At 68.7% G+C, this 17656-nt stretch carries 15 protein-coding genes and 1 pseudogene; 10 read left to right on the top strand and 6 right to left on the bottom strand.

All coding sequences use genetic code 11. The features are described 5' to 3' along the window. Positions 1 to 121: 121 nt before the first annotated feature. From BFF77_RS27140 to BFF77_RS27130, 3 genes and pseudogenes are all read left to right on the top strand, one after another. Positions 122 to 1075 carry a DUF2637 domain-containing protein gene (locus BFF77_RS27140; protein WP_281196608.1) on the top strand — a complete coding sequence of 318 codons (954 nt, stop codon included), beginning with the start codon at positions 122 to 124 and terminating at the stop codon, positions 1073 to 1075. A 103-nt stretch (positions 1076 to 1178) separates the two neighbouring features. Continuing rightward, positions 1179 to 1847, top strand: coding sequence for a MobC domain-containing protein (locus BFF77_RS27135; RefSeq protein ID WP_066954775.1), 669 nt, complete (start codon positions 1179 to 1181; stop codon positions 1845 to 1847). Further along, positions 1844 to 3532, top strand: a pseudogene (locus BFF77_RS27130) (relaxase/mobilization nuclease domain-containing protein). Before BFF77_RS27135 ends, BFF77_RS27130 begins: the two are co-directional and overlap by 4 nt. Before the next feature lie 30 nt (positions 3533 to 3562). On the opposite strand, the gene BFF77_RS27125 reads toward BFF77_RS27130, so the two are convergent. Genes BFF77_RS27125 through BFF77_RS27115 form a run of 3 tightly spaced genes read right to left on the bottom strand, consistent with a single transcriptional unit; the run spans position 3563 to position 6088 of the window. After that, the gene (locus BFF77_RS27125; RefSeq protein WP_066954772.1) at positions 3563 to 4252 is read right to left on the bottom strand and encodes a WbqC family protein; all 690 of its coding nucleotides are present in this window, start codon (positions 4250 to 4252) and stop codon (positions 3563 to 3565) included. 46 nt (positions 4253 to 4298) lie between these two features. Beyond that, complete coding sequence (locus BFF77_RS27120) at positions 4299 to 4967, bottom strand: YdcF family protein (RefSeq protein WP_066954769.1); 669 nt, start codon at positions 4965 to 4967, stop codon at positions 4299 to 4301. Next, positions 4964 to 6088: a helix-turn-helix domain-containing protein gene (locus BFF77_RS27115; RefSeq protein WP_066954766.1), complete on the bottom strand. Its 1125-nt coding sequence runs from the start codon at positions 6086 to 6088 to the stop codon at positions 4964 to 4966. The genes BFF77_RS27120 and BFF77_RS27115 overlap by 4 nt, the downstream gene beginning before the upstream one ends. A gap of 153 nt (positions 6089 to 6241) precedes the next feature. On the opposite strand from BFF77_RS27115, the gene BFF77_RS27110 reads away from it, so the two are divergent. From BFF77_RS27110 to BFF77_RS27090, 5 genes are all read left to right on the top strand, one after another. Then, a complete protein-coding gene (locus BFF77_RS27110; RefSeq protein WP_066954763.1) occupies positions 6242 to 6670 on the top strand; it encodes a hypothetical protein in 429 nt (142 codons plus the stop codon). A gap of 8 nt (positions 6671 to 6678) precedes the next feature. Then, positions 6679 to 7131: an ATP-binding protein gene (locus BFF77_RS27105; protein ID WP_066954760.1), complete on the top strand. Its 453-nt coding sequence runs from the start codon at positions 6679 to 6681 to the stop codon at positions 7129 to 7131. Between the two features lie 53 nt (positions 7132 to 7184). Further along, on the top strand, positions 7185 to 8288 hold the full coding sequence (locus BFF77_RS27100) for a radical SAM protein (RefSeq protein ID WP_079125535.1): 1104 nt from the start codon (positions 7185 to 7187) through the stop codon (positions 8286 to 8288). Continuing rightward, positions 8285 to 8497: a hypothetical protein gene (locus tag BFF77_RS27095; RefSeq protein WP_066954755.1), complete on the top strand. Its 213-nt coding sequence runs from the start codon at positions 8285 to 8287 to the stop codon at positions 8495 to 8497. Before BFF77_RS27100 ends, BFF77_RS27095 begins: the two co-directional genes overlap by 4 nt. 189 nt (positions 8498 to 8686) lie before the next feature. After that, on the top strand, positions 8687 to 9412 hold the full coding sequence (locus BFF77_RS27090; RefSeq protein WP_245703723.1) for a phosphotransferase family protein: 726 nt from the start codon (positions 8687 to 8689) through the stop codon (positions 9410 to 9412). Positions 9413 to 9434: 22 nt separating this feature from the next. Here the strand turns inward: BFF77_RS27090 and BFF77_RS27085 are convergent, their stop codons facing one another. After that, positions 9435 to 10661, bottom strand: coding sequence for a TerD family protein (locus BFF77_RS27085; protein WP_066954749.1), 1227 nt, complete (start codon positions 10659 to 10661; stop codon positions 9435 to 9437). Between the two features lie 92 nt (positions 10662 to 10753). Here BFF77_RS27085 and BFF77_RS27080 point away from each other — a divergent pair, with 92 nt between their 5' ends. Both BFF77_RS27080 and BFF77_RS27075 read left to right on the top strand, forming a co-directional pair. Continuing rightward, on the top strand, positions 10754 to 11062 hold the full coding sequence (locus tag BFF77_RS27080; protein ID WP_066954746.1) for a hypothetical protein: 309 nt from the start codon (positions 10754 to 10756) through the stop codon (positions 11060 to 11062). Positions 11063 to 11386: 324 nt separating this feature from the next. Continuing rightward, positions 11387 to 12403, top strand: coding sequence for a hypothetical protein (locus tag BFF77_RS27075; RefSeq protein ID WP_066954743.1), 1017 nt, complete (start codon positions 11387 to 11389; stop codon positions 12401 to 12403). A 598-nt stretch (positions 12404 to 13001) separates the two neighbouring features. On the opposite strand, the gene BFF77_RS27070 is transcribed toward BFF77_RS27075, so the two are convergent. Together BFF77_RS27070 and BFF77_RS35975 are read right to left on the bottom strand one after the other, a co-directional pair. Beyond that, positions 13002 to 14783, bottom strand: coding sequence for an ABC transporter ATP-binding protein (locus tag BFF77_RS27070; RefSeq protein ID WP_079125534.1), 1782 nt, complete (start codon positions 14781 to 14783; stop codon positions 13002 to 13004). After that, entirely contained in the window at positions 14780 to 16027 is a 1248-nt protein-coding gene (locus tag BFF77_RS35975) for a hypothetical protein (RefSeq protein ID WP_169922734.1), read from the bottom strand. Before BFF77_RS35975 ends, BFF77_RS27070 begins: the two co-directional genes overlap by 4 nt. Positions 16028 to 17656 lie beyond the last annotated feature (1629 nt).

The raw sequence follows: 17656 nt of genomic DNA, 5'->3' as shown, positions 1-17656 counted from the left end.
TCGCTTGCTTGCACGCATCACCGCCCTGCTCAGCCGAACTGATTCGCATCAGCGTCGCCCCGCTGCCGATCCTGGAAGTGGACACCGGGCGGGCGCACGCGCCACCCTCGTCCTCGGCCTGATTGCCGTCGTCCTCATGGCCTTCCGTGTCTCGTGGAACGCACTGTCCGACGTAGCCCGTGCCATCGGCGCCGATCCCACCGCTGCACTGCTCTACCCGGTCGTGGTCGACGGGCTCATGGCCCTCGCGCTCATCGCCACGCTTGTGCTGACCGGCCCCGACCGAGAGTTCGCGCTACGTGTACTGGCGACCTACACGGTCGCCAGCCTCCTGCTGAACTACGTCCACGGGCTCATACCGACCCTGCACACCGAGTCGGCTCGGCTGGGTCGACTCACCAGTTGGGAGCCTGCGAACTGGACCCTCGTACTGCTGGCCACGTCACTCCCAGTCGGGTCGATCTACTTCGGCTCGGACCTCGTAGCAAAGGTGCTGCACCACAAGCACGAGGCGGCCGACTCGACCCAGTCGGTCAGCCGGCAACGAGAGGAATCCGCTGACCAGCGCGCTGGTGAGCACGCCGCACCGTCGTTGGTCGACCGAGCCGAACCGGTTCCCGAGGAGCCGTCCGAGTCGACCTCCGTGAAGGTCGACGAGGCACGCACGACGGGATCGACCGGAGCCGGCGAGTCGGCCCTCATTGCCCGCCCGCCCCGGTCGACCACCGTGGCGAAGTCGACCGAAGCCGCCCCACACGAGACGACCGGTCCGCGTCTCACCAGCACCGAGTCGGCCACCGACCGCCACCGCACCGACGCCGAAGTGCTCGCTGAAGGCCGCCGCCTGACCGCGGACTGGAGCGACGACCAGTTGACCGCCAAGCGGCTGCGCAGCGAACTGCGGATCGCCCAGACGCGCGCCCGCACCGTGCGCGACCAACTGCGGGCCGAGCGCGCCAGTCGCCCCGAGCCTGTCGCGGACGATGGCTTCGGGGGCCAGCGTCTTGGCACGTACGACGACGCCAAGTTCCAGCAGCAGAGGGAAGCCGCCGCAGTTCCCTCCGCCACCGCCTGATCCAGCGCACGCCCTGGCCGCCCCCCTCCATGCCGACAAGCACGAGGGGGGGCACCCACATACAGCGAACACTCGCCCCCAGCACTCCACGGAGAACCAGCCCATGCACGACCCGCACCACGAACTCGCCATCCCGCAGCAGGAGATGACCACCGGCCTGAACAGCGCAGCAAGGTATCCCGCTGGACCGTCCAAGGGCCGGCCTCACGGGGAAGCCTCCGCCCCGGGGGTGGCGGAGGCACTCGGGCACCAGGGGGTGCCCGAGCAGGAACAGCCCACCGCCGTCGCCGACAGCACTGCTGCCGTCGAGATGCCGTTGTTGCCGCGTGCCGCAGAAGAAGCCGCCTTGCACCGCGTCGCCCAACGTCGCAAGCCCGACCCCAACGGCCGTCGCGAGGGACGAGTCGACGTCCGCTACAGCGAAGAGGAAGAGGCCGACATACGCGCCAAGGCAGCGTCGCTGAACCTCAGCGGCGCCCACTACGTTGCCGCAGCCACTCTGGCCCACGTCCACGGCGACCTCACCCTGGCCGGCCAGCGCACCCAGCTCGACGACTACATCGACGAAATCAATGCCCTGCGCGAGCAGGTCACCGCCATCGGCCGCAACGTCAACCAGATCGCCAAGAAGCTCAACTCCGGCGGCCATCCACACCCTGGGGACAGCGCCCTCCTCGCCCAGACCGACCGGAGCCTGAACGCCGTGGGTGAGGCCGTGCGCCGCATCGCCACCGCCGCGAACCAGGCCGTCAGCCACAAGGCGGCCCGATGATCGCGAAGATCACCGGAGGCAAGGACACCGCCAACCTGATCCGCTACCTCTACGACACGAAGAAGAAGGACCACACCAACCCGCACCTGGTCGCCTCCTGGGACGGCTTCGCCCCCGACCCCGGCCGCACCCCCGATTTCGACGCCACGAAGCGAGCTCTCGTCGCCGACCTCGACCTGCACGTCAAACAGGCCGCGCGGCTCGGCCGGGCACCCGAGAAGCACGTGTGGCACTGCTCGATCCGCGCCACCAAGACCGACCGCCACCTCAGCGACGAGGAATGGGGCGACATCGCCCGCCGGATCGTCGCCGCAACCGGCATCGCACCCGACGGCGATCCGGACGGCTGCCGCTGGGTCGCCGTCCGCCACGCCCCCGACCACATCCACATCGCCGCCAGCACAGTTCGCGCCGACCTGCGCACCGCCCGGCACTGGAACGACTACCTCACTGCCGACCGCGAACTCGCAGCCGTCGAAAAGGAGTACGGTCTCTTCCAGGTCATACGCGGGGATCGCACAGCCGCGAAACGGCCCACCCGTGCCGAGCAGGAGAAGGCCAAGCGCGCCGGCCAAGCCCGCACCGCCCGCGAACACCTGCGCACCACCGTGCGCACCGCCGTGGCCGCCGCCACCAGCACCGAGGAGTTCGTCCACCTGCTGGAGCACACCGACGGCATCCTCGTGCACATCAAGCACTTCCCGTCCGGTGATGTACGCGGCTACACCGTCGCCCTCGACGGCGACGTCAACGCCCAGCAGGAGCTGATCTGGTACTCCGGCTCCGAACTCTCCCCCGACCTGTCCCTCCCCAAGATCCGCAAGCGTCTAGAAGCCACCGAACCCCAGCACAGCCCCCGTCGGGTGAACCCGTGGCACCAGGCAACCGCCGCCGCGGAACGCATCCCCCACCACCTCGACGGCGATGACGATGCAGCCGCTCAGGCCCACCTGGCCGCCTTCGGCGAAGCCCTCGACGCCCTGCCGATGCGCGCACCCCAGGAGATTCGTCCCCAGCTATGGTAGGCAGCCGAGGCGTTCGAGCGCGCCACCCGCTCCCGCGTCCAGGCCGAGCACCAGCACGCCCGCGCCCTGCGTAGCGCCGTACGAGCCATGGTCCGCGAGCCCGCCCCCAAGGACGGCGCGCTGCTGGCGATGTTCCTCGACGCCGCGATCCTCGCCGTCATCGCCGCCGCCCGCTGGCACCAGCTCCGCCACCACGACCAACAGGTGGCCGCAGCCCACCAGACCCTGATCCACCTGCAAGCCGCCTACGAGCAGACAGCCACCGCACCCCTGACCGCCCTCGCCCAGCGCCGGCCACCCCAGCAGATCGTGAAACGGCACATCCTCCTCATCCGACAGGCCATGCCTGCCCACGCCGAGCAGGTGGTCGAGGACCCGGCCTTCGACGCCCTCACCGCCGCCCTCGCAACCGCCGAGAAGGCCGGGCATGATCCGAAGCAGCTACTGCAGCAGGCCACCGACGAACGGGCGCTCAACGACGCCCGCAGCCCTGCACGGGTACTGACCTGGCGCATCGAGCGGCTCAGCACCAGGCCGGTTCCGAGCGACCGTGCACGAGTGGCACGGATGCGGAGCGCGGCACGGCGGCAAGGCACAGCGGTCAGCCCGGCAGCGGTCGCGGCCTCGCAGCCACAGCCGCCACAGGCACGTCGACGCTGATCACACCCGCTTCCGTACCCGAAGCGGGTGTCAGGCCGCGCACCCCAGCGCATCATGGGCGAACGCGAGAGCCCGGAACCGGGATCCCACAGCGTCGGGGCCGCGGAAGGCCAACGCCCGCAGAGCACTGACCTGTCGCCCCGAGGCCCACAGACCAGTGGCCGGCGAGAGAAACGGGACGACGGCTACGCCCAGCTCGGTGAAGGGGGCATGGTCCAGGTAGGTCATGCCGCCGGTGCCGCACAGATACGCCCGTGCGCCAGTGGCGTCGGCCAGGTCGGCCAGCCGCTCGGACCGACCCGTGCGTGCAGGCAGGGCGCTGCTGGTGAAGATCTGTCCCCGCCAGCCGAGCAGTTCGAGCAGGGCGCGGGTCGAGGCAGTGGCGACCGGTGCGACTCTTCCTGTGTCGAAGGCGTCCCAGACCGGCTGGAGGGCGCGGTCAAGCGCGGGCCAGTGTGGGCTGATCCCGTACTGCTGGCGCAGGATCGATAAGGCTCTGCGTCGGGCCGCGGCAGGGTCGGCGATCAGGGTGTCTCTGATGAGGGTGGCGCGCCCGGAGGGGCGGTGAGTGGGGATGGTCAGCCACCGGTTCGGGCCAAGGCCGTCGAGTGTGGCGATGCGAGCGCGATGCTGGTAGTCGCGGCGGACGAACTGCACGTCTTCCAGGACGATCCAGTGGTCCGCCGCGAACAGCTTGGCCAGCGTGGTCAGCCGGGGCATGAAGTTGGGCTGCTGGATGGCGCGCAGGCCGCCCGGGGAAGAGAGTTCAGGAAGCGATGAGGCGCCTGGTGAAGCCGGCGTGGATGAGGGATTCGTACGCAGCATGCACGTCCTCCGGGACCTCCTGCTCGATGGCGAACCCGAGCTTCGGATACTCGATCACCCGCTGGAGGTCGCCGACGAGCATGTCCACCACGAGCTTCTCGTCGCCGATGGACTTGAGGTAGTCGTCGAACTCCAGCGTTTCCGAGGCGCACACCATCTCGGCCTCGGGCCACAGCTTGCGGGCGGTGGCGTACGACCGCCGTTCCATGTAGGGCTTGGAGACCAGCAGCACCTTCTCCGGGGTGATGCCGGCATCGGCCAGGACCTCACGGGCGAGGGTGATGTTCTGCCCGGTGTTCGCGGCGTGGGGCTCCAGCAGAATCACGGAGGCGGGGACGCCGAGGTCGATGGCGTGCTCGCGGAAGTGGACCGCTTCGCCGCGTGGGAAGACCTTGGCGGTGGTCGGGCTGTTGCCGCCGGTGAAGACCAGCGTGGGGAACAGACCCGCGTGGTACAGCTCGGCGGCGCGCGTGGCCACCCCCAGGTCGTGGCTGCCCAGGCCAATCGCCACGTCCACGGGGTGGGCCTGGTGGTGCATCTGGTGGTAGTCCCAGATCGCCTTGGCCTGGTGCCACTGGTCTTCGGTGATGGCCTGCTGGTTGTCACTCACGCGTTCATCTCCCTGATCACCGTCGGCGAGGCCCCGGGCGGCCCCTCACTGCTGGCCTTGACGCTCTCGATACTGCGCAGTTGGTGCACGAGGCCGTACTGCGCGGCCACCCGAGCTGCCTGGCCGAGAACGCGTAGCCCATCATCGCGGGTCGCCGCGTCGGACAGCAGGATGTGGCCATGAGCCGTGTCCAGTCGTACGCGTTGCATCGGTGAGTCGGTGCTCCCGCTGCTTCGGGCGATGTCGATGAAGTGCAGGGCCTGGGTGAGGTCTCCGACGCCCCGGCGGGCCAGGGCGAGCTTCTGATGGGCCACCGACCAGTCGTCAGGTTCGGTGAGGTCTTCGAATTCACGGGTCGCGGCCTGCATCACGCGGGTCGCATAGTCATGGTTGCCGTCCTTGCTGAGTGCGGTGCCCACCCACAGGCGGGCTCTGGCCCGGTCACGGCGAGAGAGCCTGTCATCGACGGCAAGCGTCCCGTACGTACGGGCCGACGTCTCCAGGTCACCGGACATCTCCGCGACGACCGCGAGGGACAGATCGAGCTGGGCGACACGGCGGGGAATGTCGAGCTCGGTGAAGATCGAGCGCGCGCCCGCGTAGGAGTGGCGTGCGGACAGTGGGCCGAGCACGGCGCCCTGATCGCGCTTGAGGTCTCCGAGTAACGCGGTGGAGCGGGCGTAGAGGTACAGGCCCTTGTCGTCGAGTTCGGCGGCCGTGAAGCGGTTGAGCCATCGGCCCAGCAGGCTGTCGGCGAAGGTGAAGTTCTGCCGGGACAAGGCGACGACGGCACGGTCCAGGTCGTCGTTCCACGACTCGTACTCCCAGGCTCTGGGCCCGGCAGCCGTCACCCGGCGTCCGCCTGCCACCTGCCCGGGGCCGGCCATCTCCGACAGGAGCGTTTCGAAGCGCAGGTGCACCGAGGCATCGGCGCGACCGAGCGCGGTGTCGAGAATGGCCTGCGTGTCGGGGCGGGGCTCGGTCGCGGACCGGAGCTTCTCCCACTTCGAGATGGTCGCGACGGCGAGGCCGAGGCGCTCGGCGAACGCCCGCACACTCAGGCGGAGGGCGAGCCGTAGAGCTCTGGCCTCCAGGCCGGTCCAGTGGTGCACGGTCGCCACGCGTCGCTCCCTTCCACCAGCCATGGAAGCAGAATCGTGCGGCCGGTGGGGCGGAAGTAGAGCGCAAGTGGAACAGCCGTTGATTCCCTGCACATTGAGGTACGGCGACGCTCAAGGGGTCTCTTTCGTCGAGTCCCTTGGACGGTCACCAGCATGGAACTCCTTACCGAGCACCGCCCGGTCAACGGGCCCGTCATCTACGGCTTCCTGCGGCTGGCCGGAGTCTCCGCAGCCCGTCAAACGGCGTTACGGGCGTCACTGACGGAGTACTGCCGGATCCATGAGCTGCAGCTCTCCGGCGTCTTCAAGGACAGGCGCGCGACGACCGAACCGAGCTCCACCGCGTTCACCGGCCTGCTGGACGCGCTGGCCCTTCCTGACGTCTACGGCGTCATCGCCCCCGCCCTGTCTCACCTGGGGCCGAAGCACCTCGCCGCCGAACGCACCCGCCTTATCGAGGCCGCCGGCGCCCGCCTGCTGCTGGCCCGCCGCCCCCGCATCGGGCCTGGCCACGTACCTCGTCAGCAGACCGCCCACCGCCGCTTCCCCGCGCCACTCCTCCTCCTGAGCACGGAGTCATGAGGTACCCCATGCCCGAGTCGCTTCAGCAGTTCTTCGAGGCCCGCCGCCAGTCCGTTCGCAAAGCACGGGAGTTCGCCACCAGAGCGCTGGACGGCTGGGGCCTGACGAGCCGCACCGAGGACATCCGCCTGTGCGTCTCCGAACTCGCCACGAACGCCGTCCTCCACGGCACCGCCCGCGGGCACGGCTTCCTCGTCCGGCTCGACATCGACGACAACTGCGTACGCCTGGAAGTGCACGACAGCCGTCGCCAGCAGCCCGTCGTACGCGAGCCGACCGCCACAGACATCTCCGGGAGGGGCCTGACGTTGGTGGCCGCGCTGTCCGACGAGTGGGGAGTGAGGGACCGTACGCCGCTCGGGAAGATCATCTGGTCCTGCTTCAAGACCGCGGACGACGCCGCACAGTCGATCAGCCCTCCCGTCCCAAACCACGACGACCGCCCTCTGGAGGTCCGATGACCGTAACCGGCACACCGGATCGGGCGGTGCCTGCCGCGTCAAGCACGCGTCTCGTGGCCAGCCCGTTCCTCGCCCAGCACCTCCTTCTTCAGCCAGGCCGAGCGGTCGGTGTGCGCATTCCTGGGATTCGCTACGAGGAGCTGCGCGCCGCGAGCCACGTCGGAGGCCCTCTGCCGGCTTGGCTTGTTGATGCCGCGCGGCAGGCGTGGGGCATCGAGCTGCCTGACGGGCCGGTCGGCGATTTCGTCCTCGTGCGCGAGCGATCGCCGTACGGATACGCGAAGGCATCCTGGGAGATCAACCTCGGCTGCGACTACGACTGCGAGTTCTGCTACCTCGGCGAGAAGCGTTTCGAGGGCCTGGACTGGGCGGGCAAGCAGCAGCTCCTGCGGACGATGCGCGACGCGGGCGTGCTCTGGCTGCAGATCACGGGCGGCGAGGCACTGATCGACCGCGAGTTCGGCGCGGCATACGAGTACGCCCACCAGCTCGGGATGATGGTGCAGGTCTCCTCGAACGGCTCGTCCCTGCGCAAGCCGCCGATCCGCGGGCTGTTCGCACGCCATCGCCCTTACCGGCTCACGCTCAGCGTCTACGGCGCGACCGCGGACACGTACGACAAGGTCACTCGCAACCGCGGCGCGTTCGGCCGGTTCATCCAGGGGCTGGACGCGGCCCACCAGGACCGGCTGCCGGTCCGGCTGAACGTGATCGTGTCGGACGACAACGCCCATGAGGTCGACGCGATGGTGGCTCTGTGCGCGCGCTACGGCTTCCCGTACCAGGTCTTCACGAACATGTCGCCGACGATCGACGGCGAGGCGAACCCGCTGGCGACGCAGGCCGAGGGCCACATCAAGGCCCGGAGCGTCTTCACCGGCTGCAATGCCGGCCGGACGTTCTTCCACGTCAACCCACACGGCATCGCGTCCGTTTGCAAGGTCGGCCGCGATCCGAGCGTGAACCTCGTGACCGAGGGCGTCGCCGCCCTCACCCGGCTCGGCGCCATCGCCGAGTCCCTACAGCTCCGCACCGGTGGATGCTCCGGCTGCACGAAGGTCGGCACCTGCCGCACCTGTCGGCCGCTGGCCAAGCTCTACCAGGAAGCGGGGGACCGACGAGAGCTCTACTGCCAACACGGAGGCTACGGATCATGACCCCACCCACCACAACCGTCACCCCGCCGCGCGAACCGGTGCTGCTCACCATCGGACGGCGCCCCACCGATGGTGCAACCGGCACCCTGCCCGTGCCACTGCCGGCTGGGGCCATCCGCGACGACGAGGTCCAGATCATCACCGACCTGGACGAGGCCGCCGAGGGCGCCGAGTGCAGCTGCTCGGCCGGCGACGACCAGCCGTACTAGATACACCGCAGGCGGGCGCCGCACCGCTCGCGTACGCGCCCCATGAGTGCCGCCCCGGTCATACCCTGGCCGGGGCGGCACTCCCTTGTCTCCGAGCCCCATGAGGAACCGCGCATGTCCATGTCTCGCATTCCCTTCGATCAGCTCCCCGCCGACGTCCGCCAAGCTGTCACTGACAAGACCGGCCCCGTGCATCAGGCGGTGACCATGACCGGCGGCATGAACTCCGGCGTCGCCTCCGTCCTGGAGACCGAGAGCGGCAGCGTTTTCGTGAAGGGCATCGCGAGTGATCATCCGCAGGTCGCAGCACAGCGCCGCGAGGCGGAGATCGCCCCCCACCTGCCAACGTCCTGTCCCCGCCTGTACTGGCACCTGGAAGTCGGTGGATGGAGCCTTCTCGGATACGAGGTCCTCAGCGGTCGCCACGCCGACTACAGCCCCGGCTCCGCCGATTTGGTGCTCGTAGAAGCCGCGCTCACCGAACTGCAACGAATCACCGCTCCGGCCGACATAGAGATCAAGGACGCGGTGGACCGCTGGGCGGACTACGCTCCGCCCGGAACGCTCCAGCACTTCAGCGGCAACACCCTGCTGCACACCGACTTCGCACCGCACAACGTCCTCATCGCCGACGGGCGTGCCCGCCTCATCGACTGGGCATGGCCAACGCGCGGTGCGGCGTGGATCGATCCAGGCGCCTTGGCACTGAGGCTGGTGGACGCCGGCCACCCGGCGGAGGACGCGATCGTGTTCGCAGGCCGCTTCCCGTCGTGGCGGAACACCGACCCGGAGGCGCTGACGGCATTCGGTTCCGCATCTGCCGCGCTGTGGCAGGAGATCGCCGAGGAGGACCCAACGCCCTGGAAGCAGAGGATGGCCAAGCGGGCCGCTGCGTTCAGGCTCGCACTCCTCTGAGAGTCCATGCCCGCCGTCAGATCTACCTCGTCTTGAACTCGATCTTTCCGGTACTCATGCGGAAGTTCCCACTCGAGTACAGCGTGGGTCGGGCCTCAACGTGGTTGCCGCTGTACTTCTCCACATGCCGGATCTCCACACCGCCTGGAACATTGAAGTCGATCAGGGCAATGGCGACCCAGTAGGACAGGTTGCGATTGTTGAACAAGGGCACCGTCACCGTGGACCCGCGCCCATCCGTGACCGCCACCTGAGCGCCGTACGACTTGAAAGAACCTGTTCCGTTCTCCACCGCGCTGTAAGCGCATAGCAGGACGTAGCCCTGGAGGTCTGGGCGACGGATGGTGATCGTCTCTCGACCTGGCACTTTGGAGTCGCCGTCCAGTGCGATGTAGGGGGGCGCTACTGACGATCCGAGTTGCCGGTAGTAGACGGCATGGTCCGTCTTGACCGGGCGCTGCCCGGGTGAGGTGACCAGACTCCGAGGGACGTAGAGGGCGTAGAGGTCCAGGTCTGCCCCGGCCCTTCTTCGTGCTGCACTTCCGCCGTTCCACTCGAGAGTGGCTGTCACTACAAGGCTCGGGTCGTCCTTACGCATGTCGATGGTCGCCTGGCCGGCCTTGGCCAGGAGCACTTTGCCCAACGGCACAGGCGGCCGGACCGGTGCCGTCACCGGCCCCGGCGGTGACGCCACAGCTGACATCTGTCGGCTTCGCGCGGGTGTGACGGTTGAAGGAGCCGCCGTGACAGGGCCAGGGTCATCAACAACAATGCCGAAGTCCGACGCTAACCCCGCCAGACCCGTGTCCCACCCCTGGCCCACTGCCCTAGCCTTCCAGCCGCCCGCACGCCGGTACAGCTCGACGAGCACAGCCACTGTCTCCCGATGCATGAGCGACGGCGGCTCAAAGGTACTTCGAACACCGCCACACTCGATGACCGCATGCGGGGTGCTACTCGCGTCGAAATACCTAACCCGCAGCTCCGGATCGATGCTGGCGACGATGGCAACGCGGTCCACTGTCTCCGGGATCGCGGCAAGATCCGCGACGATGGTCTGCCCGCTCAGCCTGACCCCGTCCTGCGCAGCATGGTTGTAGAAGATCAAGTCGTCGTCACTCCGCACCCTGCCGTCCGGCCCGAGCAGGACAGCAGACACATCAATGCCCGTCGTAGGGGCGCTGAGGGTGACGCTGCAAGCCGCAGCAGACAGGGCAGTATTGCCGCCTTTGGCAAGGGCAGTAGTCATGAGTCGGCCTCTCTCCGAGATCCGTACATGATGGTGGCCCTGGCCGTCCTACGTAGTACAAACACGGATTTTCTAGCCGGCCGCACCGTGCCGTGGATGTGGCGTGGGCGGGCCGCGAGTCCCTGACAGACCACGATCACGGAGACACCTGGGCCGCGGATCCTGGCCCAGCCCTTTTCTGGTCCACCCTCTACACGCTCGAGACCGGCGCACTGGCAGCGATAGTGTTCAAGGCCCTACGTCTCGAACTCCCTCACCGGACGAACCTCTACTCCTGGTGGTATGTGTCCCTCGGCGTTGCAGTGTTGGCTTACTACGCCATACGGGCTCCGGAAAAGGTGGCCTTTGAGATCATCGCCGACTTGGGAACCCAGATGGCACAGGTCCTCGGTCCGCCGTGACCGCCCCATGGACGAAGACCTCGCTCCTCCTTTCCGAAGTTGCCAACCCGTCAGCGACGGATCCTTGACGGTTTCCCTCGGCTATGTGTCTGGGCCTCCACTTTGATCTGTCGAGGCCCAGAGGGTTGCAAGGCTGCACGCCGCGAAGGCGCTATGATCCGGTGAGGCGACCACGCTCGCCGTTACGTCGGACCTGGGCTCCTCCCGCAGCCGTCCAGGGTTGAGGACGCAAAGTGCCGTCGGGCGCGCGTGAGGTAGAGCTGTTGTTCCTCCTATGGGGCGCAGTGGGCGGGAGCACTGAGGCGCGCCCACCAGGAGCCGTACATGACGCTCGACAAGGACATCACCGAACTCGCACGCCGAATGCAGGACGAGTCGGGAGGCACCGTCCCCTACCAGACGGCAAGGTTGGCCGCCGCCAAGGAATTGGGCGGACTGCCCGTCCACAGCCTGTCGGCCGAGGACCGGATTGAGCTCCGTGCCCAGTACACCGGCGAGAGCATGGACGCCGCCGGGTTCGCGATCCGAGGCGGCATTCACGGGCTGGGCCTAGATCACTGCTCGGACGAACAGCGTTCCTTTCGAGCCTTGTTGGCGCTCGCTCTCTTCAACGGCAACCTATACACGGGCCCAACAGCGAGGTGGAACCATGCGGTTGTCGCCTCGTACGACCCGGTAATGTCGCCCCGTCGGGACCGGTTCGTGATGGTGGCGGAGCGCGCCCCGGAGAACGTGGCCACCCGGCTGATGCCCGCCGCCTGGGACGGCTCGCACGGTGTTCCTGGCCTGCGGTACGAGGGCACGTACAACTGCCATGGACATGCTTCTGTCCGCCTGCGCCATCTGCCGACTGGTGCACAGCTGAGCATCACCGGGGACCCGGCTGGATGCCAGCGTGGCGGCAAGCGCAGCCTCATACCCCGGGATCGCTACCTCACCGTCGGCCAGGACCTCATGGCGCACGAGCGTCGTGCACTGGCGGGGGTTCCCCCGATCTCGGGCGATGCCGCCACCCTGCTGGCCGGTCTCGTGTCCCGCTACAACCTGGTGGACCGACGGAGGCGCTGGGCGACCAGCTTGTCCTGGGATCCTCTGGAGCGCCCCGAAGTAGAACACAGGAGAGAGCCAGCTGTGCTCCGGGACGGCGCCGTGTGCCGACTGTGGGGCGCTGGTGATTCGTGGGAGTTCCGCTGGACCGGCTACCCCGAACCTCACGACCTGGCCCGGGCCTTGACTCACCGGGAGGCCGGAATCAAGAGCGCGAGAGTCACCCGCCGCGGTGATGCATTCCGGGTGTTGTTGGGCACCGCCTCGCTGGATCTGCGCGAGGGGGAGGACTGATCCGTGTCGCTTTTCACCGACCATCCAGAGTCCATATCCGTGCTGGTGGCAACCATCGTCCTCGGAGTCCTCCGCTTCACGTTCCCGAAGGACTCTCGCCATCGCCTGGAACTGTGGAAGGCAGTCCTCGAACACCGACGCCGACGCTGGCAGCTGACAGAGCGCCGCCGTGCGACTGCGCGCCGACCGCAAGTCCCTCACCTTACGGAGGCTCCACCCTGCGCAAACTCGCTCCCGCAACCCACTCCGGAAGCCGAGCAGGGCACCCGGGCCTCCCCTCGCTGGGAGAAATCTGGGAGATGATCTTCCCCCAGAGACCCTCGAAGACCACACAGGACCACCCCTCACCAAGCCTCTGACCAGCGCGAATATCAACTACCCCTGGTCGCGATCGCGTACGAGCCTCATTCGGGACGAAGAGGTCGTGGGTTCAAATCCCGCCACCCCGACAGTGAAGTACCAGGTCAGGGGCCTGATCCGCTTAGCGGATCGGGCCCCTGGGTGGTTTCTGGGGGTGTCCTGAGGTCGGTTGGGGGGCCCGTGCGGGTGTCCTGTTGGTGCGGATCGGCGGCTTCGATCGTGGCGGGGACTGGGCCGTTCAGGCGGTTCGACGGGTTGCTCGGGCGGCCTCCCGTCGGGCCGATGCCGAGGCCAGGCTGTGCCGCATGCGCAGGGCGCCGTCGTGGAGATGGATGGTGCGGGTGGCGAGGCGGGTGAGGGCCGGCCGGTGGGTGGTCATGACCGCTGTACGGCTCTCGACCAGGCGGCCGAGCGCGTGGACGACGAGTTCCTCGGCGGCGTTGTCCAGCCCCGTGGTGGGTTCGTCGAGCAGCACGACGGGGGCGTCGGCGAGCATGGCGCGGGCGATGCCGACGCGTTGGCGCTGGCCGCCGGACAGTCCGGCGCCTCGGTCCGCGAGCCGGGTGCCCAGGCCATCGGGCAGGCGTTCGGTGAACTCGGTGACCAGGGCCGCCTCCGCCGCCCGGGCGATCTCGTGCGGGCCGGCGTCGGGTCGGGCGTAACTGATGTTGTCGGCGATGGTGCCGGAGAACAGGAACGTGTCCTGCAGCACGACCGCGATCTGGCGGTGCAGCCAGATGGCGGGGATGTCGGTGAGGGGAAGTCCGTCGAGGAGCAGGTGCCCGCGGGTGGGCGGGTAGAGCCCGGCGATGAGGGAGAGCACGGTGGATTTGCCGGAGCCGTTGGGTCCGAGCAGCGCGAGGTGTTCGCCGGGGTGGACGGTGAGGTCGAAGTGGTTCAGGACGGGGCCGCGGCCGTAGTCGAGGGTGATGTCGCGCAGGTCGATTCGGCCGGTGGCGCGCTTGGGCAGGCGCCGGCGTGACGGCGGGGGCGGCGAGGGCTGGTCGAGGATGGCGGCGACGCGCTCCGCGGAGGCCGCGCCCTGGGGGAAGGTGATCGAAAGGCGGGACATCGATCGCATGGGCTTGATCATGTCCTTGAGGTAGCTGGTCACCACGACCAGCAGACCGACGGTCCACCAGTGGTTCACGACACCGAAGCCGCCCGCCCACAGCAGTGCCGCGGTGGCCACCGCGGCGGCGGCTTCGAGCAGGGGGGTGAACCGGGCCCGCAGTTCGACGCTGCGCAGGCCGGCGTCGAGGGTGGTGCTGTTGCCGGCGGCGAAATGCGCGTCGTGCAGATCCTGGCGGCCGAAGGCGTGGATGGTACGGATGCCCTGAAGGGATTCGGTGACGAAGGCGGCGAGGTGTCCTTCGGCGGCGCGCTGCCGCCGTTCCGTCTTGCGGGTCAACCGGGTGTAGCGGGCGGCCGTGAAAAGTATCAGCGGGGCGCCCCCGATCGCGATCAGTCCCAGGCGCCAGTCGACGGAGAGGATGACGGTGGCGTAGCCCGCGAGGGCCAGCAGTCCGGGCAGAAGTGTGGAGAACAGGTCGACCAGAGCGTCCTGGATCCGGCTGGTGTCGATCGCGACGCGGCTCGTCAGCTCCCCGGCCGCCTGTCTGTCGTGGTAGCTCATGGGGAGCCGTTGCATATGGGCGAAGACGTCCGTACGGATCTCCGCGGTGATGCGCTCCCCGGCGCTGTTCATCACGCGGTCACCGAGGTAGTCGAAGGCCCCCGAGGCGAGGGTGATCAGCAGCAGGGCGACGGCGGCCACAGTGAGCATGGCCAGCGGGGAATCGCCCACGATGCCCGTGAGCCAGACCAGTGGGCCGCTGGTCCGGCCCTTGAGTACGTTGTCGATGACCAGTGCCAGCGGCCAGGGTGCCGCCAGGTCGGCGATCAGTTCTCCGATGCGCAGTCCCACGCCGAGCACGAGTGTGCCCAGGTGCGGGCGGCCGTAGGAACGGAATCGCCACAGGTGTCGCATCATTCCCACATCGGCACGGCGGTCTTTCATCTGCCCACCTCCCCGGTCAGGTCCGCGCGGGCGGCGTCCTTGAGAGCTGTGTTGCTCGCGCCGGGGCGTATGCCGTGCTCGGCCATGGCGGTCAGCACCACCGGCGCGAGTTCCGGGTCGGCACGCGTGATCGCGGACAGCAGCCGTGAGAATTGGCGACGCTGGTTCAAGGCGTCCTTGGTCAGCCGGGCGGCTCCGGCGTCGGCTCCGGCCCCGGCTCCGCCTTCGGCTTCGGCTTCGGTTCCAGCCACGGCATCGGCTCCGGCCCCGGCTCCGGTTCCAGCCACGGCACCGGCTCCGGTTCCAGCTCCGGCCCCGGCTCCGGTTTCAGCTACGGCACCGGCTCCTGTATCGGCACCCGCCGACTCCATACCGCGCAGCAGCGCCGTATCGAAGCGCGCCGCGTCGGCACCCGTGGCGATGACCCGCTCACGGGCGGACCAGCAGGCCGATGCCCACACGGTGCCGTCGGCGTGCGGGTCCCGGTCCCGCCCGCCCCAGAAGTGCGCCATCGTCCACCGGGGCTGGAGTTTGCGGCGCCGCTGGTCCCACTCGGCGATGGCCCCGCGGTGCCAGCCGTAGATGTCCGGGGTGCCCAGCAGGATGGCCGTGAAAACATCTGCCGTGCCCTCGTCCAGGGCGACTTTCCGGTTCGTCTGCTGCGCCGGAGGACGCAGCCGGTTGAGCCGGAAGTCGGCGGTGTGCCGGCACAGATGATGGCCGACCTCGTGGCAGACGATCGCGACGTTGTGCGCGGGGGCATGGAAATACGGGCTGCCGTCCGGTGCCGGGACGAATCCGTCGCCGCCCCCCAGATGGATCTCACCCGCGAAGCTGAGAGTGGCGGGCTCGTCCGTGAGTGACGGCCTGGGAAGCCGGTAGTGCCCTCCGTGCCAGCGGCGGGGCTGGTCGTGCATCCCGATTCTGACCAGCAGGTGAGGGAGCGGGTGGCCGAGCAGGGCAGAAGCGAACCGCAGGGCACGCTGGACGTGGAAGGCCGTGTTGGTCACGCCGAATGCCCGGGCCTGCCGGTCGGCGGCGGCGTCGGCCAGGGGGCCGCCACCGGCCGCGGGGTCGAACATCAACGTGGAGCCGTCGAACAGCCGCCCGCCGCGTTCGTCACGGACCGTGGCCTCGGGCAGCACCACTTCGGCCGGCCGCAGTTCGAGAACGTCCAGGGCGACTTCGCGCAACTCCCCGGGCCGGGGACGCCCGTCAGGTATGTAGACGATCGCCGGGATCACGGGGCATCAGCCCCAGGCAGCGGCGTCGGCGAAGGGTCCCGTCGTGGCGGCGGTCTGCCGGGCCGGTGCACGCACCAGGTCCACGGCCGCGCCGTTGGCCAGCTGTGGCGGGGACAAGACCGGCAGTCCCGTGGCCGCGTGCGCTTCCTGGGAGGCAAGGGGGCTGGCGGTGACCAGGCCGCTCACCATACGTACCGGGACCCCCAGTCCCCGCAGGATCGTCACCCCCGCCACCGCGTCCAGCGCGTTGGCCGCCGCGAGCACCACACCGTGGGCGAATCCGGGCAGGCACTCGGCGAGCGCCCGCGTCTCGGACTGCAGCAGCCCGTCGGCTATCTCCAGGACGACCGCGTCCGCACCGTCGTCGACCAGGGCATCGCGGATGGCGATCATCGTGGCCTGAAGCCGCTCCACCGGGTAGCCGAACGTGGACGACATGCCGAAGTCGAGGAATTCGGCTACGGCGCGGGCGCCCGCGTCGATGTACATCCAGCGGTCCTTGCCACTGCCGGAACCGGTGACCTTGCCCGCGCCGGCAGCCAGTCCGGCTCGCGTCCAGCCGCACACCAGGGCCGACGCCGTCGTGGTCTTGCCCGCGTTCATCGACGAGCCGAGCACGACGACAGTGCCCCACTCCGGCGCCGTGTGCGGTGACGGCGTCCGCGCGTAGTGTTCCAGCGACAGCGGCATCCCGGACCGGTCGTTCAGCGTGCCGATCACCTTCAGCTCGGTCGGTGGCAGCCGTCGCGTATGCGCCGAGGCGACCGTTCCCACCAGGCCGCCCGCCGTCAGCAGATGGACGTTGGGCCCGGTCGGCAGGTAACCCTCGTAGAAGTCCGTGGCATATCGGTTGCCGTACGCGCCCACGACAATGTCGCCCGCGTAGAGACGGACGCGCCGCCCGTGGACATCCTCCAGATGGTCGAGCTCGCCCAGGTGGGCCACGGTGGCGACCACGAGATCCCCGAGCTGCGGTTCGCGAACCGACCCACCNNCCCGGTCGTGGATTCTGCGGGTCACATAGCCCCACTTGGCCCCAGCAAAGTCTCTCATTCCAGATCCCTCACGGTGCGGGTCGGGCCCTTGCCGGCGCCCGAACGAGTGGTCGTCCATTCGATCGCTCCCACCCATGTTCCGTGCTCCCGCGATCGATCGCATTGTGGTGGTGGCTCCGGTGGTGACCGGTGAGGCGAAACTCCAGGGCCAGGGCGGGAGTCNNGACTCCCGCCAGGGCTGGATCCGTGTATGACGCACCCATAAGGACCGAGGACTTGAGAGACCGAAGACTTTCGGGACACACCCGGTACGGCGGCGAAGCACAGCAACCGCTGCGACTGACAGTGACCGTCAACAACCCCGCACGTTCTTCCGGAACGCTGTGCGCAGGAGCAGCGAGTCGTGCTCGACGGCGACTCGTGCCCGATGGCCGGTGAACGCGCCTGCCCCTATCCTGCTCCGCCGTGTACGGGAGAGGGCCCGATAAGCCGCTGAGGCCGAAGGCAAGAGGAAGGCCCGTACGGAGAACCTGGCGTACGAAGCGGCCCGCGCCCGGAAGACGGTGGACCGCACCGGCGTGGCCGAGCATGACACCGGGCAACTCACCGGGCTGCCGCGCTCGTCCGTACTGGA

This window comes from Streptomyces lushanensis (assembly GCF_001700515.1).
Lineage (GTDB): Bacteria > Actinomycetota > Actinomycetes > Streptomycetales > Streptomycetaceae > Streptomyces > Streptomyces lushanensis.
Note: the sequence above shows the minus strand (reverse complement) of the source record. Positions and strands in the feature narration are given on the sequence as shown.